This window comes from Streptomyces sp. NPDC029014, assembly GCF_055564695.1.
Window position 1 is genome coordinate 36,336 of record NZ_JBVHVT010000038.1, and the last position, 13,581, is coordinate 49,916.

Sequence of the window (13,581 nt, forward strand, 5' to 3'; positions counted from 1 at the left end):
CTGCCGCAGGCGGCGGGGCGGGGCCGGACGAAGCCGTCAGAGGCAGCCGCAGGAGCGGCGGACCACCAGCGCCGACGGGAACTGCTTCAGCCGCTCCCGGCGCGAGCCCGAGACCCGCAGCCCGTCGTCGAGGACGAGGTCCACGGCGGCGCGCGCCATCGCCGGGCGGTCCGAGGCGACGGTGGTCAGCGGCGGGTCCGTCAGCGCCGCCTCCTTCACGTCGTCGAACCCGGCGACCGCCAGCTCCCCCGGCACGTCGATCCGCAGCTCCCGGGCGGCCCGCAGCACGCCGATGGCCTGGTCGTCGGTGGCGCAGAAGATGGCCGGCGGGCGGTCGGGGCCCGACAGGACCTCCAGCGCCACCCGGTAGGCGTCGTAACGGTTGTACGGGGCCTCGATCAGGCGGCCCTCGACCGACCGGCCCGACTCCAGCATGGCCCGGCGCCAGCCCTCGACGTGGTCGGCGACGGGGTCGCCGACCGACGGAGTGTTCTCGATGCCGCCGATACAGGCGACGTACTCGTGCCCGTGTTCGAGGAGGTGGCGGGTGGCGAGCTGGGCGCCGCCGATGTCGTCGGTGACCACCGCGACGTCGTCGATGGCCTCGGGACGCTCGTGCAGCAGCACGACCCGGGCGTCCCAGGCCTCGATCTCCGAGGCGGCCCGCTCGCTCATGCCCTGGCTGACCAGGATCAGCCCGGACACCCGCATGCCGAGGAAGGCGCGCAGGTAGTGGACCTCGCGCTCGTCCCGGTAGTCGGAGTTCCCGACCAGCACCATCTTCCCGCGCTCGGCGGCCGCCTGTTCGACCGCGTGCGCCATCTCCGCGAAGAAGGGCTGGCGGGCGTCCGGAACGATCATGCCTATGAGGTCGGTGCGCCGGGACGCCATCGCCTGGGCGACCCGGTCCGGGCGGTAGCCCAGCTCCTTGATCGCGGCGAGGACACGCTCGCGCGTGGCCGGGGCGACCGGCCGGGGTCCGTTGTTGATGACGTAGCTCACGACGGCGGTTGAAGTACCCGCAAGTCGCGCCACATCATCCCGCGTCACCTTGGCCACGCAGGGAGTCTACGCGGGGTGACCGTGCTCTGGGCAGGGCATCCTGCGGAGTGCACGGTCACACCGGCTTCCGCCGTCCGGGGGACGACCCCCTAGGCGTCGGCCGCGACCTTCGCGGCCGCCCGGTCCGCGGCCTCCGCCGCGCCCCGTTCGGCCTTCTCCGGTGTGACGAAACGGTAGCCCACGTTCCGTACGGTGCCGATGAGCGATTCGTGCTCCGGACCCAGCTTCGCGCGCAGCCGCCGGACGTGGACGTCCACCGTCCGGGTGCCGCCGAAGTAGTCGTAGCCCCAGACCTCCTGGAGCAGCTGGGCCCGGGTGAAGACCCGGCCCGGGTGCTGGGCGAGGTACTTGAGGAGCTCGAACTCCTTGAAGGTGAGGTCGAGGATCCGGCCCTTCAGCTTCGCCGAGTACGTCGCCTCGTCCACCGAGAGGTCGCCGTTGCGGATCTCCATGGGGGAGTCGTCGGCGCCCAGCTGCTGGCGGCCGGTGGCCAGCCGCAGCCGCGCCTCGACCTCGGCGGGGCCGGCGGTGTCGAGGAGGACGTCGTCGATGCCCCAGTCGGCGGTGACGGCCGCCAGGCCGCCCTCGGTGACGACGAGGATCAGCGGGCAGCCCGGCCCCGTCGAGCGCAGCAGCTGGCACAGCGACCGCACCTGCGGCAGGTCCCGGCGGCCGTCGACGAGGATGACGTCCGCCCCGGGGGTGTCGACGAGGGCCGGGCCCTCGGCGGGGGCCACCCGTACGTTGTGCAGCAGCAGGCCGAGGGCCGGCAGCACCTCGGTGGACGGCTGGAGGGCGTTGGTCAGCAGCAGGAGGGAGCTCATGCCCGACCCCCTGCCCGGGTCGGTCGGTGGTGCACGGTTCGCTGGTCCGTCACGTCGGTTCCTCCTCGGTCCCGTCGAGGACTTTCGCGGTACTGCTTCGTACGGGGTGCGTGCCGGGCGCGGCGCTGTGCACCGTGCCCGGTCGCTGCGGGCGTCGACCGGTCCCCGCGCCCCGGGAGCCGGTCCGGCGCCTTTGTTCTCGTTCCGTTCAACGTACTGAAAGCACAAAAGGACCCGGGGGCAACGTTGCCCGGATCCTTCGCCAGCAGAATAGCCCACCTGCCGACGCCCGGCCGAGGCTTCGGGATCGCGCCTTCTGTGGTTCGCGCCACCCCCGGAACCAGCGTATGCCCCGGTTTCGGAGGATCGGCGGGCTTCCGGAAGTCGGTCGTGGGCCGTCCGGGTGCACTCCGGGCGCACTCCGGGCGCATCCGGAGCGCGCGGAGGGACGCGGGACCAGGGGCCGGGAGGGGCCATCATGGAGGCCGACGGTAGGTAGCCGACGATAGGAGCTGCAGTGGCAACCGGAACCATCCGCTACTGGGCGGCGGCCAAAGCCGCGGCCCACACGGCGGAGGAGCCGTACTCGGCGCGGACACTGGCCGAGGCACTCGACGCGGTGCGGGAACGCCACCCCGGGGAGCTGACCCGGGTCCTGCTGCGCTGCTCCTTCCTCGTGAACGACGAACCCGTGGGCAAGCGCCCGCACGATGCCGTCCTGCTGACCGAGGGGGGCACCGTCGAGGTGCTCCCGCCGTTCGCGGGCGGGTGAGCGGAAACCGATGAGCACTCCCGAGGAACAGCAGCAGCAGCGGCGGGCCGCGCAGGCCGGGCAGGCCGGGCAGGCCGGGCAGCAGCCGCAGGACCCGTACGCGACGCAGACCTGGCAGTCGGACACCTGGGACACCAGCTACCAGCCGGTGCACCGGTCCGCCGAGCCGGTGCAGCCGCAGCAGCCCGCGGCGCCCGAGGGGTGGTTCCGGGACCAGGCCCCCGCAGCTCCGGCGGCGCCCGCTCCGGCGGCCGTGGCCGGTCAGGCCCCGACCCCGGCGCCAGGCGGTGACTGGGCGGAGGCCGGCTGCCCGCCGCCGTACCCCGGCCAGGCCGACCCGCTGTACCAGCCGCAGCACCAGTTCCAGCCCCAGCAGTACCAACAGCCCCAGCAGCCGATGCCGCCCCAGGCGCAGCCGCAGCCGCAGGCGCACCAGGCTCCCGCGGCGCCCGAGGGATGGTTCCGCGACGAGGCCCCCGCCGCGCCGGCTCCGGCCGCGCCCGCCCCGGCCGCCGCGCCCGGGCACGACTGGGCCGCCGAGACCGCCTATCTCCCCCCGGTGCCGCAGGACGCCGCCGCTGCTGCCGAGACGGCGTACCTGCCGCCCGTGCCGGCCGCGCAGCAGCCGGTGCAGCCGCAGCAGAGCGCGGCGGCCGCCGCCGAGACCGCCTATCTCCCCCCGGTGCCGCAGAACGCCGCCGCCGCCGAGACGGCGTACCTCCCGCCGGTGACGGAGAGCGGCGTCCCGGAGGGCTGGTTCCGGGACGCGGCACCCGCTCCCGTGCCCCACACCTCCGCCGCTCCGGCCGCTCCCGCCGAGGCCTGGGCGGAGACCACCGCCTACCTGCCTCCGCAGGCCGTGCCCGCGGCCGGCCCCGATGCGGCGCACGCCGCCGCGCCCGGTCGGCACGCCGCGCCCGCCCCCGGCGGGCCCGTCGACCCGGCCGGGGAGCCCGAGTGGTCCCCGCCCACCCTCGGCGGGAACACCATGCGCGCGGTCGACCCGGCCCAGGCCCGCGCCGAGGGCCGTTCGCCGATCATCGACCCCGGTCCGCAGTCGGCGGTGCTGACCGCCGTGCTCGGGCTGCTGCTCGCCGGCGCCGCCATAGCCGGCGACTACGCCCTGCTCCTGCCGCTGATCGCCCTCCAGGGCCTCACCGCGGCCGGCTGGTTCCGGCTCAACGGCATGTGGCCCGCCCGCCAGGGCATCGCCCTCGCCTTCGCCGGAGCCCTCGTCGCGGACGCCGCCGTGCTCGCGGTGGACGACACGTACGGCGCCGGCGCGATCATCGGCACCCTCGGCGTGTGGGTGCTGCTCACGCTGGTCCTCCAGCTGCGCAGCCAGGCCGACCCCGACGAGCGGATGTACGGCCTGATGGCCTCGGTGGCCTCCGCCGCCCTCGCCATCGTCTGCACGGGCTACCTGGCCGCCGACTCCGCCGCCGTGACGGTCGGCGCGGTGGCCGTCGCGGTCGCCGTGTTCGTCCGGGCGCTGCCCCTGCCGCCCCTGCCGTCCGCCGGCGTGTCGGTGGCCGCGGCCGCAGGTGCGGGCGTCGCGGTCGGCGGGCTGACCTCCGTCGGGGCGGGCGGGGCGCTGCTCGGCCTGGCCGCCGGGGTGGGCGCGCTGATCGGGCTGCGCGTGGCCGCGTACGACTACCCGTCGAAGTTCGTGCACATGACGGCCGGTGTGGCGCTGCCGCTGGCGGCCGCGGCTCCCGCCGTCTACCTGATGGGACGGGTGGTGGGCTGAGGCCCGGGCAGGAACCGTGGGACACGCGTCACGGAGGCCGTCGGCATCGCTGACGGCCTCCGTACGTCTGTACATGGTCAACTAGGGGCGGACGTACCGGTCTACAGGGGGGAGAGGCACGTGCGATTCCTGCGTTTCGTCGTGATCGTCGTCGTGGTGCTGGGCGCGCTGGCCGCCGGGGCGGACCGCTGGGCGGTCGGCTACGCCGAGAACAGGCTCGCCGAGCGAATACGGGCGCAGTCGGGGCTCGCCGGGTCCGCCGAGGTGGAGATCCACGGCTTCCCGTTCCTGACCCAGGCGCTGAGCCACGAGCTCGACCGGGTCGACGTCCGGCTGGACGGCGTCGACGCCGTGGCGGACGGCCGCAAGACGCGGCTCTCGCAGCTCCGGGCGAGCTTTCGCGGTGTGCAGCTGAACGGGGACTACAGCGGGGGCACCGCCCGGAACGCAACGGGCTCGGCGCTGATCACGTACCCGGACCTGACTGCGGCCTCGCAGACCGGGGCGAAGCTCACCTACGGAGGGGCGCCGGGCAAGGTGAAGGTGACCGCGTCCGCGGAGGTCCTGGGCAAGACCTTCACGCGCAGCGTGGTGTCGACCGTCACGCTCGTCGACGCGAAGGGCGGCGGGAACGGCAAGGGCGGCGCCAAGATGGTCCGGGTACGGGCCGACGAGGTGCCCGGGGAGGGCATCCCCGGGATCGAGGCCGCGATCCGCAAGAAGACCGACTTCGAGCGGCGCCTCGACGACGGGCTGCCGGCCGGGCTGCAGCTGACCGGGCTGACCGCGGACGAGGCCGGCGTACACCTGGAGCTGAGCGGCTCGGACGTGTCGCTGGCCGGATCGTGAGACAGGACGGTCCGATCCGCAGAAGGCGGGCCGCGCGCAGGCCCCGGCGGGGTGCGGGGAGGCCGTCCGGGGCGATCGCGATCCCGCGATCCGGACGTTCCTGTCTCGATATATGACACGCCGGTGACAGGGCGGCCCGTTCGTCCCTACGATCCAGGCATGAAGCATCAGCAGGCGGACCTCACGAAGCGACGGGCAGTAGACCTGTGTCGCGTCGCCGCCATGCTCTGTCGATCCATGTGACCTGAGAGCGCATCCGCTCCACCAGTTCGGACGACCGTCCCTTCCCGCGTGACCGCGCGCAGCCGTTTCCTCCCTGTCCACTGACGCCTCCCCGCGCAGTGTCCTCGGGAGCGCTCCGCGCCGCCCGCAGCAGCATCCGCACCGCCCCGCCGCACACTGCCCCGGAGGAGAACACCATGAGCCGCAGCGACGTCCTCGTTGACGCCGACTGGGTCGAGGCCCACCTGAACGACGCCGACGTCGTCATCGTCGAGGTGGACGAGGACACGTCCGCCTACGACAAGAACCACATCACCGGCGCCGTCCGGATCGACTGGAAGAAGGACCTCCAGGACCCGGTCCGCCGTGACTTCGTGGACCAGGAGGGCTTCGAGAAGCTGCTGTCCGCCAAGGGCATCTCCAACGACGACACCGTCGTCCTCTACGGCGGCAACAACAACTGGTTCGCGTCCTACGCCTACTGGTACTTCAAGCTGTACGGCCACCAGGACGTCCGCCTCCTCGACGGCGGCCGCAAGAAGTGGGAGCTGGACTCCCGCGACCTGGTCGACGGCTCCGAGGTCCCGAACCGCCCGGCCACCGAGTACAAGGCGAAGGCCCAGGACACCTCGATCCGCGCCTTCCGCGACGACGTCGTGGCTGCGATCGGCGCCCTGAACCTGGTCGACGTCCGCTCGCCCGACGAGTTCTCCGGCAAGCTCCTCGCCCCGGCGCACCTTCCGCAGGAGCAGTCGCAGCGCCCCGGCCACGTGCCGTCGGCCCGCAACATCCCGTGGTCGAAGAACGCCAACGACGACGGCACCTTCAAGTCCGACGAGGAGCTCAAGGCCCTCTACGAGACCGAGCAGGTCGACCTGGCGAAGGACACCATCGCCTACTGCCGCATCGGCGAGCGCTCCGCGCTGACGTGGTTCGTGCTCCACGAGCTCCTGGGCCAGGAGAACGTCAAGAACTACGACGGTTCGTGGACCGAGTACGGCTCCCTGGTCGGCGTGCCGATCGAGCTGGGCGCCAACAAGTAATCCCGGGCACGCGACGCCCAGCAGAACCACTTCTCGAGGACAGGACAGAGGAACATGTGCGGAGCACAGATCGGCGGACCGGACCTTTCCACGCTCAAGCCCGGTGAGACGGCCATCCAGGGACAGGTGACCAAGGACGGCGAGCCCGTCAGCGGCTACGTGCGGCTGCTCGACTCGACCGGCGAGTTCACCGCGGAGGTCCCGACCTCGGCGACCGGCCAGTTCCGCTTCTACGCGGCGACCGGCACCTGGACGCTGCGGGCGCTCGTCCCGGGTGCCCAGGCGGACCGCGCCGTGGTCGTTTCCGAGGCCGGCGGCGTGACGGACGTGGCGATCGCGGTCTGACCGCCACCGCTGCTGCCACCGGCGCTGCCACGGGCAGCCGCCGGTGGCCTGCGAACCGGCCGAAGGGCCGCACCCCAGGGGGTTGGACGCCACTGGAGCGGGGTGCGGCCCTTCGTGCCGTCCGCTGTCGTGCGGGCCGTCCCCGGTCCTACGCTGGAGGTATGTACGCCCGGCGGCGCCGCATCTACTTCCTCCTCATGGGCGGATGCCTCTTCCTCTTCGTCTCCGCCTGGTCCTTCGTGCGCCTGTTCTCGGTCGAGGCGGCCGTGGCCCTGTGCGTGGTCGCCATGGTCATCCCGCCGGTCGCCGCGATGATCGCTAACCGGCGCGGCCCGGACGACCGCTGGTGGGACGACCCGTCGGGCGATCCGAAGTCCGACGAGTGGTGGGACGAACTCGACGGAAAGCGGCGCCGGGACGAATGACTTTCCGTCAGCGCGGAACGTAATGCACTTCTGTACAACCGTTCCCCTCCGGTACATGTCAAGGCTGCGCGGGTGATCACCCGCGTGGACAGTCCGTGGGGGACACTTCCTTGGAACATGAACAGACCGCTTCCGAGCTGCGCGAACAGACCACCGCGCACGGGGCGGGCACCCGCCGCCGAGGGCGCCGTACCGCCCTGCTGATCGCCGGCGGGGCCGCGCTCGGAATCCTCGCCGGCACGGTCACCGGGTACGCCGTCCAGTACGGCCGCCCGCCGACGCCGCTGCCGCCGCTGGCCCAGCAGAAGCTGAAGGCCCCGAAGGCGCTCGCGCCCGACACCGGCACCACGCGCGAGACCGTCAACGCCAACCGCCGCCACAAGACGGACGGCGACCTCAGCAAGCTGCTGGTCGAGACGCCGGGCGGCGCGAAGGCCCTCGGCGCGGGCTACGAGAGCCTGGACGTCTTCGCGGTCGGCTTCGAGCAGCCGGACAAGGCCCTGAGCAGCTTCGCGGAGGAGGGGGTCCGGCGGATCGCCGCCACGGCCTGGTCCCAGGACGACCGCGTCTTCGTCGACGTGCGGCTGATCCAGTTCCGCGACCGGACGGGCGCGGACGCCTACCAGCATGCGCAGGCCGGGCTCATGCCGCGCAGGGAGTACGCGGGCAACCCCGGCGTGGCCATCCCGGGCACCCCCGCCGACCTCGGGCACGTGTGGGTGGACTCCGAGGCCGACCAGAGGCCGGGGTACCACCCCGTGCGCGGAGCCCGCGCCATCGCCCGCCGGGGCGACATCGTCATGGAGATCGACTACGTCGACAACCGCGGCAAGGTCGCGGAGAGCGATGTCGTCGACCTGGCCAAGCGACAGTTGGAGCGACTGTGACCGAGCCGCTGAACACGGACCTCCCGAAGGCTGCCGAAGCGGCCGCGCCCGTCGGCGGCGCCGCGGCCGGCGCCGGGCGCCGGAGCGGGCGCAGCGCCGCGGCCCTGGTCGCGGGAGCCGTCGGCATCGCCGTCCTCGCGGGCGGCGGGATCGCGGCGTCCGCCGCGCTGGAGAAGGCCGACCGGACCGTGCCGACCCGCTACTGGGTCGCCGAGGGCGAGCACCCCGCGGCCCCGGAGGTGCCCGCACCCGTCCCGGCCGGCGAGCTGTCCGGGAAGCTGCTGCCGGTCCCGTCCGGCTTCTCCCTCGGCCCCGACCTGGGGCAGGACGGCAACGACTTCTCCGTCGCCGGCGACAAGGCCGTGCAGGGCTTCAAGGACGCCCGCCGCGGGCTGTCCAGTGGCGCCCGCAAGCAGCGCGACGAGGTGCTGGAGGGCCTGGAGCTCAAGGGCCTCGCGGGCCGCAGCTACACCAGGAGCGGCGGCACGGCCGTCTACTCGGTCCGCATCATGCAGGCCGACCCGCGAGCCGTCGGCAAGTTCTCCGAGGGCACGAAGAAGCTGCTGGAGCTGGCGGGCGACGGTCGGGGCGCCCCTGCGGTGGAGGGCCACCCGGAGGCCAGGTGCGCGCTGCTGGCCATCGGCGAGGAGAAGCAGGAGAAGATCGACTCGATGGACTGCGTGGCCGTCCAGGGGGACGTCCTGGTCAACTTCCGCGCGTTCGGGCCCAAGCCCTTCTCGCCCACGGACGCCGTCTCCTTCTTCAAGAACCAGCTGAGCCACCTGAAGTCCCCCGGGGAGTCCGTGTGACCGAGCAGCACCACACCACCGACACGGCCCCGCAGGGCCCGCAGCCCGCCGCCGAGCCACCCGCCGCCGAGCCACCCGCCGCCGAGCCGTCCGCGACCCCGGGCCGGCGCAGGGCGGGCACGGCACTGCGGTGGCTCGCCGCGGTCGTCGCCTTCGCCGCCTTCGGGACCGGGACCGCGTACGGGATCAGCCGGGCCGAGCGCACCGACCTGCCCGGTCTCGCCACCGCCGGAGACGGCCGCTGGGACTACCCGACCCTCGCCAAGCCCACCCTGGCTCCCGGCGCACCGCAGCCCTTCGCCTCCGACGACGAGGACGGCATCCACTACGCCGCCCTGTTCCAACTGCTCCTGCCGACGCCGGCCGGGTCCGCCCCGGACCGGGAGCTCAAGGTGGAGCAGGACCAGAAGGTGTCCGAGGAGACCTTCCTGGAGGAGTTCGAGCCCACCGTCCGACCGAAGATGAAGCAGGAGTTCACCGACGAGGGCCTGCGCCAGATCGTCGGCCGCGGCTGGACCATGCCCGACGGCACCCGGACCCGCGTCTACCTGCTGCGTTTCGCCTCCTCCGGGTTCGCGGAGAGCCGCGAGCGGTGCGGCATCAACATGAACGTGAAGGGCGTCAACCGGATCGACGAGGACGAGGACTGGACCAAGGTCGCGCTCGTGCAGCCGCGGCCGGAGCGCGGCTCGCTGGAACTGTTCGCCGAGGCGGCGCCGGTCGGCGACGAGGAGGTGCGGATCGGGTGCGTCCAGGCGGGTGACGTGCAGGCCGCGGTGTTCCAGAGCCGCAAGGGGGCGGTGGCGGCCGTCCCGTTCCACCAGACGGTGATCCTGCAGAGCCAGCTGCTGGGGTGAGGCGCCCGCGGCCCCGCCCCGCGGCCCCGCCCGGGCCGCCGCCGGACGCCGCGCCGCGCGGAGGTGACGGCTGCGGCCTACCTCACGGAGTGCGCCGGTCCCCCGGCCAGTAGGCTTGGGGACCGGCCCCGTACCCGCCACCCGAAACCTCCGAGGAGCACCCCGTGCTTGAGGCATTCTTCACCTCTCTGCTGGTCCTGGTCTGCGTCGGCGTCATGGCCTTCACCGGCCTGGCCGTGAAGAAGCTGTACCAGGGCCAGCGCTGATCCTTCGATCGGCCGCCCCCCGGACCACCGGAATCCCCCTCCCAGAGATCGCCTGAGCAGCCACCCATGATCCAGATCCCGTCCGACCTGAACCCCGGCCTCGTCCCCCTCGCCTTCCTCCTCGGCACCTGGGAGGGCGCGGGCGTCTTCGACTTCCCCGGCGAGGAGAAGTGCAACTTCGGCCAGGAAGTCGTCTTCACCCACGACGGCCGGGACTTCCTGGAGTACACCTCCCACACCTGGGCCCTCGACGCCGAGGGCAAGAAGGTGCGGCCGCTGGAGTCGGAGTCCGGCTACTGGCGCATCGACCAGGACCGCAAGGTCGAGGTCGTCATGGTCCGCGACCAGGGCGTCATCGAGGTCTGGTACGGCGAGCTCGCCGACAAGAAGCCCCAGATCGACCTGGCCACGGACGCGGTCGCCCGCACCGCCGGCGCCAGCCCGTACAGCGGCGGCAAGCGGCTCTACGGCTACGTCAAGAGCGACCTGATGTGGGTCGGCGAGAAGGCCACCCCGGACGTCGAGCTGCGCCCGTACATGTCGGCCCAGCTCAAGAAGGTCGTCACGCCCGAGGAGGTCGCCGAGATGGCGCGCAACCTCCCGGACATGCCGGACGACGGCATCGCGTTCTTCCGCTGAGCCGTCCGGACCGCGCACATCGGACAAGGGGACCGCAGGCCCGCCCGCGGTCCCCTTCCCGCGCTTACACTGGCCGGGTGGTGAGCGCCGAAAGCCCCGACCGTGCCTCGGGCACCGACTGGAAGAGCGACCTGCGGCAGCGCGGATACCGGCTGACCCCGCAGCGCCAGCTCGTGCTCGAAGCGGTCGACACCCTGGAGCACGCGACGCCGGACGAGATCCTCGCCCACGTGCGCAAGACGGCCTCCGGGGTGAACATCTCCACCGTCTACCGCACGCTGGAGCTCCTGGAGGAGCTGAAGCTGGTCTCCCACGCCCACCTCGGGCACGGGGCCCCCACCTACCACCTCGCCGACCGGCACCACCACATCCACCTGGTGTGCCGCGACTGCGGGGACGTGATCGAGGCGGACCTCGGCGTCGCCTCCGAGTTCACCGAGAAGCTCCGCTCCACCTTCGGGTTCGAGACCGACATGAAGCACTTCGCGATCTTCGGTCTGTGCCGCGGGTGCGCCGCCGAACACCGTGCCGAACCCGCATAGCAGGGTCGTAGGCTTGGTCCCATGACCAGCCCTTTGCTGAACCTCCCCGGCGCCGTTCAGGCCGAAGGCCGTGACGAGGGCGTCGCCGCCCACTACGGAGAGCTCTACGGCGAACAGCGCGCCCTCGCCGAAGGCCGCGGTTTCGTCGACCTCTCGCACCGCGGGGTCGTGACCGTCACCGGACCGGAGCGGCTGAGCTGGCTGCACCTGCTGGTCACCCAGCACGTGACCGAACTCCCGCCCGGGCAGGCCACCGAGGCCCTGATCCTCTCCGCCAACGGCCACATCGAGCACCAGCTCCACCTCGTCGACGACGGCGAGACCGTGTGGGCGCACGTGGAGCCCGGCACCCAGGAGGCGCTGATCGCCTACCTGGAGTCGATGAAGTTCTTCTACCGGGTCGAAGTCGCCGACCGCACCGCCGAGTTCGCCGTCGTCCACCTGCCGGCCGGCTCCATCGCCGAGGTCCCGGAGGGGTACGTGGTCCGGGAGACCCCGCACGGCCGGGACGTCTTCCTGCCCCGCGCGGAGCTGGAGGCCTTCGCCGCCGCGCACGGCCCGGCCGCCGGCCTCCTCGCGTACGAGGCCCTGCGCGTCGAGGCGCACCGGCCGCGGCTCGGCCTGGAGACCGACCACCGCACGATCCCGCACGAGATCGGCCTGATCGGCAGCGCCGTGCACCTCCAGAAGGGCTGCTACCGCGGCCAGGAGACGGTGGCCCGCGTCCACAACCTGGGCAAGCCGCCGCGCCGCCTGGTCTTCCTGCACCTGGACGGCTCCGAGGTGCACCTCCCGCCGCACGGCGCGCCCGTCCGGCTCGCCGCGGACGGGGAGGAGGGCCGCCAGCTCGGCTTCGTGACCACCGCGGTCCGCCACCACGAGCTGGGCCCGATCGCCCTCGCGCTGGTCAAGCGGAACGTGCCGGTGGACGCGCCGCTGCTGGTCGGGAAGACGGCAGCCTCGCAGGAGGTCGTCGTAGCGCCCTGACCGGCCCGGGCCTTCCCCGACGTTCCCTGACCCCCGGCCCCGCCGGTGCCGTCAGACGTCGATGACGATGGTGAACGGGCCGTGGTTGGTGAGCGAGACCCGCATGTCCGCCCCGAACCGGCCCGTCTCCACCGTCGCCCCCAGCGAGCGCAGCTGGGCCACGACCTCGTCCACCAGCGGCTCGGCGACCTCGCCCGGCGCCGCCGCGTTCCAGGTGGGGCGGCGGCCCTTGCGGGCGTCCCCGTACAGCGTGAACTGCGAGATCACCAGCAGCGGCGCGGCCACGTCGCTGCAGGACTTCTCCCCTTCCAGGATCCGTACGGACCACAGCTTGCGCGCCAGCTGCGCCGCCTTCTCCGGCGTGTCGTCGTGGGTCACCCCCACCAGCACGCACAGTCCCTCGCCGACGATCTCGCCCACGGTCTCACCGGCCACGACGACGCTCGCGCCGTCCACCCTCTGCACCACTGCTCGCATACCACCTGTGTACCAGGCGTGCACCCGTCCGGGGCCGATCGGGTGGACCGGGACTGCGCCGGCACCACGGACAGTGGCACCATGCACGCAGGCGGTGCTTCCCCCCGGCCCCACGGGCCGGGCGAGACCCCATGCACCGGTCGAGGGGACGGACACGTTCACATGAATACTTCTGGTACCTCCGTATCTGCGTCGGCCACATCAGCCGCTGCGCCCGCTCCGGCCACTTCAGTCCCGTCAGTCGCGGCCGCTCCGGTGGCCGGCGCGGTCCGACCACCCGCGCAGCGCACCGCGGAGGAGCAGGCGCCGACCACGCCCGCCACCGCGCTCGGACTGCCGGAACTGCGCACCCTGCGGCGCGAGGCCCAGCGCGACGAGGCCGACCTCAGCTACATCCGCAGACTCCTGCAGGGCCGGATCGACATCCTGCGGGCCGAACTGGCCCGGCGCAGCGACCCGGAGGCGCCCGTGGCGCCCGAGCCGCCGGTGGTGGACCGGCTCTCGGAGATCCTCGCCGACGCGCCCTCCAGCCGCAGCGCATCCGCCCGGCACGTCACGCTCGGGACCCCGCACGGAGAGGAGTACCGGCTGCTGGCGGCGGAGATGCTGGCCGACGTGGAGCTGTCGGACCTCCAGGCCCGCACGGACCGCGAACTGCACGACGCGATGGGCCGGTTGGTGCGGTACGAGCAGCAGGTCTCGCGCCGCCGGCAGCAGTTGCAGCGCACGGTGGACGACTGCAGCGCGGAGATCACGCGGCGCTACCGGGAGGGCGAGGCACAGGTGGACGACCTCCTGGTATGAGCGGGGCGCGGCGGCGGAAAT

Annotated in this window: 16 protein-coding genes; 13 read left to right on the forward strand and 3 right to left on the reverse strand. The window is 73.0% G+C overall.

Going from position 1 to position 13,581, the window contains the following annotated elements; all coding sequences use genetic code 11:
* Positions 1 to 36: 36 nt before the first annotated feature.
* Together ACZ4VL_RS21675 and ACZ4VL_RS21680 are read right to left on the reverse strand one after the other, a co-directional pair.
* Entirely contained in the window at positions 37 to 1,059 is a 1,023-nt protein-coding gene (locus tag ACZ4VL_RS21675; RefSeq protein ID WP_468202272.1) for a LacI family DNA-binding transcriptional regulator, read from the reverse strand.
* Between the two features lie 92 nt (positions 1,060 to 1,151).
* A complete protein-coding gene (locus ACZ4VL_RS21680) occupies positions 1,152 to 1,886 on the reverse strand; it encodes a response regulator transcription factor (protein ID WP_468202275.1) in 735 nt (244 codons plus the stop codon).
* A 517-nt stretch (positions 1,887 to 2,403) separates the two neighbouring features.
* Between ACZ4VL_RS21680 and ACZ4VL_RS21685 the strand changes: the two genes are divergently transcribed.
* From ACZ4VL_RS21685 to ygfZ, 12 genes are all read left to right on the forward strand, one after another.
* Positions 2,404 to 2,658, forward strand: coding sequence for a MoaD/ThiS family protein (locus tag ACZ4VL_RS21685; RefSeq protein ID WP_179173447.1), 255 nt, complete (start codon positions 2,404 to 2,406; stop codon positions 2,656 to 2,658).
* 10 nt (positions 2,659 to 2,668) lie between these two features.
* A complete protein-coding gene (locus tag ACZ4VL_RS21690) occupies positions 2,669 to 4,408 on the forward strand; it encodes a hypothetical protein (protein WP_468202278.1) in 1,740 nt (579 codons plus the stop codon).
* A gap of 120 nt (positions 4,409 to 4,528) precedes the next feature.
* Positions 4,529 to 5,257, forward strand: a complete 729-nt coding sequence (locus ACZ4VL_RS21695; protein ID WP_468202281.1) for an LmeA family phospholipid-binding protein — start codon at positions 4,529 to 4,531, stop codon at positions 5,255 to 5,257.
* Positions 5,258 to 5,676: 419 nt separating this feature from the next.
* Positions 5,677 to 6,522 carry a sulfurtransferase gene (locus ACZ4VL_RS21700; RefSeq protein ID WP_468202284.1) on the forward strand — a complete coding sequence of 282 codons (846 nt, stop codon included), beginning with the start codon at positions 5,677 to 5,679 and terminating at the stop codon, positions 6,520 to 6,522.
* Between the two features lie 54 nt (positions 6,523 to 6,576).
* Entirely contained in the window at positions 6,577 to 6,867 is a 291-nt protein-coding gene (locus ACZ4VL_RS21705) for a DUF1416 domain-containing protein (protein WP_361095020.1), read from the forward strand.
* Between the two features lie 92 nt (positions 6,868 to 6,959).
* Entirely contained in the window at positions 6,960 to 7,292 is a 333-nt protein-coding gene (locus ACZ4VL_RS21710; RefSeq protein ID WP_468202372.1) for a DUF3099 domain-containing protein, read from the forward strand.
* 110 nt (positions 7,293 to 7,402) lie between these two features.
* Positions 7,403 to 8,179 (forward strand): hypothetical protein, encoded by a 777-nt coding sequence (locus ACZ4VL_RS21715; protein ID WP_468202287.1) that lies wholly within the window; start codon positions 7,403 to 7,405, stop codon positions 8,177 to 8,179.
* Positions 8,176 to 8,988: a hypothetical protein gene (locus ACZ4VL_RS21720; protein WP_468202290.1), complete on the forward strand. Its 813-nt coding sequence runs from the start codon at positions 8,176 to 8,178 to the stop codon at positions 8,986 to 8,988. Before ACZ4VL_RS21715 ends, ACZ4VL_RS21720 begins: the two co-directional genes overlap by 4 nt.
* Complete coding sequence (locus ACZ4VL_RS21725; RefSeq protein WP_468202293.1) at positions 8,985 to 9,845, forward strand: hypothetical protein; 861 nt, start codon at positions 8,985 to 8,987, stop codon at positions 9,843 to 9,845. Before ACZ4VL_RS21720 ends, ACZ4VL_RS21725 begins: the two co-directional genes overlap by 4 nt.
* 332 nt (positions 9,846 to 10,177) lie before the next feature.
* Positions 10,178 to 10,750: a heme-binding beta-barrel domain-containing protein gene (locus ACZ4VL_RS21730; protein WP_468202295.1), complete on the forward strand. Its 573-nt coding sequence runs from the start codon at positions 10,178 to 10,180 to the stop codon at positions 10,748 to 10,750.
* 77 nt (positions 10,751 to 10,827) lie between these two features.
* Complete coding sequence (locus tag ACZ4VL_RS21735) at positions 10,828 to 11,292, forward strand: Fur family transcriptional regulator (RefSeq protein WP_468202299.1); 465 nt, start codon at positions 10,828 to 10,830, stop codon at positions 11,290 to 11,292.
* A gap of 21 nt (positions 11,293 to 11,313) precedes the next feature.
* Entirely contained in the window at positions 11,314 to 12,279 is a 966-nt protein-coding gene (gene ygfZ / locus ACZ4VL_RS21740; protein ID WP_468202302.1) for a CAF17-like 4Fe-4S cluster assembly/insertion protein YgfZ, read from the forward strand.
* A 51-nt stretch (positions 12,280 to 12,330) separates the two neighbouring features.
* On the opposite strand, the gene dtd is transcribed toward ygfZ, so the two are convergent.
* The gene (gene dtd, locus ACZ4VL_RS21745; protein ID WP_361094995.1) at positions 12,331 to 12,756 is read right to left on the reverse strand and encodes a D-aminoacyl-tRNA deacylase; all 426 of its coding nucleotides are present in this window, start codon (positions 12,754 to 12,756) and stop codon (positions 12,331 to 12,333) included.
* A gap of 162 nt (positions 12,757 to 12,918) precedes the next feature.
* Between dtd and ACZ4VL_RS21750 the strand changes: the two genes are divergently transcribed.
* The gene (locus tag ACZ4VL_RS21750) at positions 12,919 to 13,560 is read left to right on the forward strand and encodes an RsiG family protein (protein WP_468202305.1); all 642 of its coding nucleotides are present in this window, start codon (positions 12,919 to 12,921) and stop codon (positions 13,558 to 13,560) included.
* Positions 13,561 to 13,581: the final 21 nt, after the last annotated feature.

Coding starts and splice junctions, on each gene's coding strand:
- ygfZ (WP_468202302.1), top strand. CDS start 11,314: ATGACCAGCCCTTTGCTGAACCTCCCCGGCGCCGTTCAGGCCGAAGGC.
- ACZ4VL_RS21730 (WP_468202295.1), top strand. CDS start 10,178: ATGATCCAGATCCCGTCCGACCTGAACCCCGGCCTCGTCCCCCTCGCC.
- ACZ4VL_RS21705 (WP_361095020.1), top strand. CDS start 6,577: ATGTGCGGAGCACAGATCGGCGGACCGGACCTTTCCACGCTCAAGCCC.
- dtd (WP_361094995.1), bottom strand. CDS start 12,756: ATGCGAGCAGTGGTGCAGAGGGTGGACGGCGCGAGCGTCGTCGTGGCC.
- ACZ4VL_RS21680 (WP_468202275.1), bottom strand. CDS start 1,886: ATGAGCTCCCTCCTGCTGCTGACCAACGCCCTCCAGCCGTCCACCGAG.
- ACZ4VL_RS21700 (WP_468202284.1), top strand. CDS start 5,677: ATGAGCCGCAGCGACGTCCTCGTTGACGCCGACTGGGTCGAGGCCCAC.
- ACZ4VL_RS21750 (WP_468202305.1), top strand. CDS start 12,919: ATGAATACTTCTGGTACCTCCGTATCTGCGTCGGCCACATCAGCCGCT.
- ACZ4VL_RS21690 (WP_468202278.1), top strand. CDS start 2,669: ATGAGCACTCCCGAGGAACAGCAGCAGCAGCGGCGGGCCGCGCAGGCC.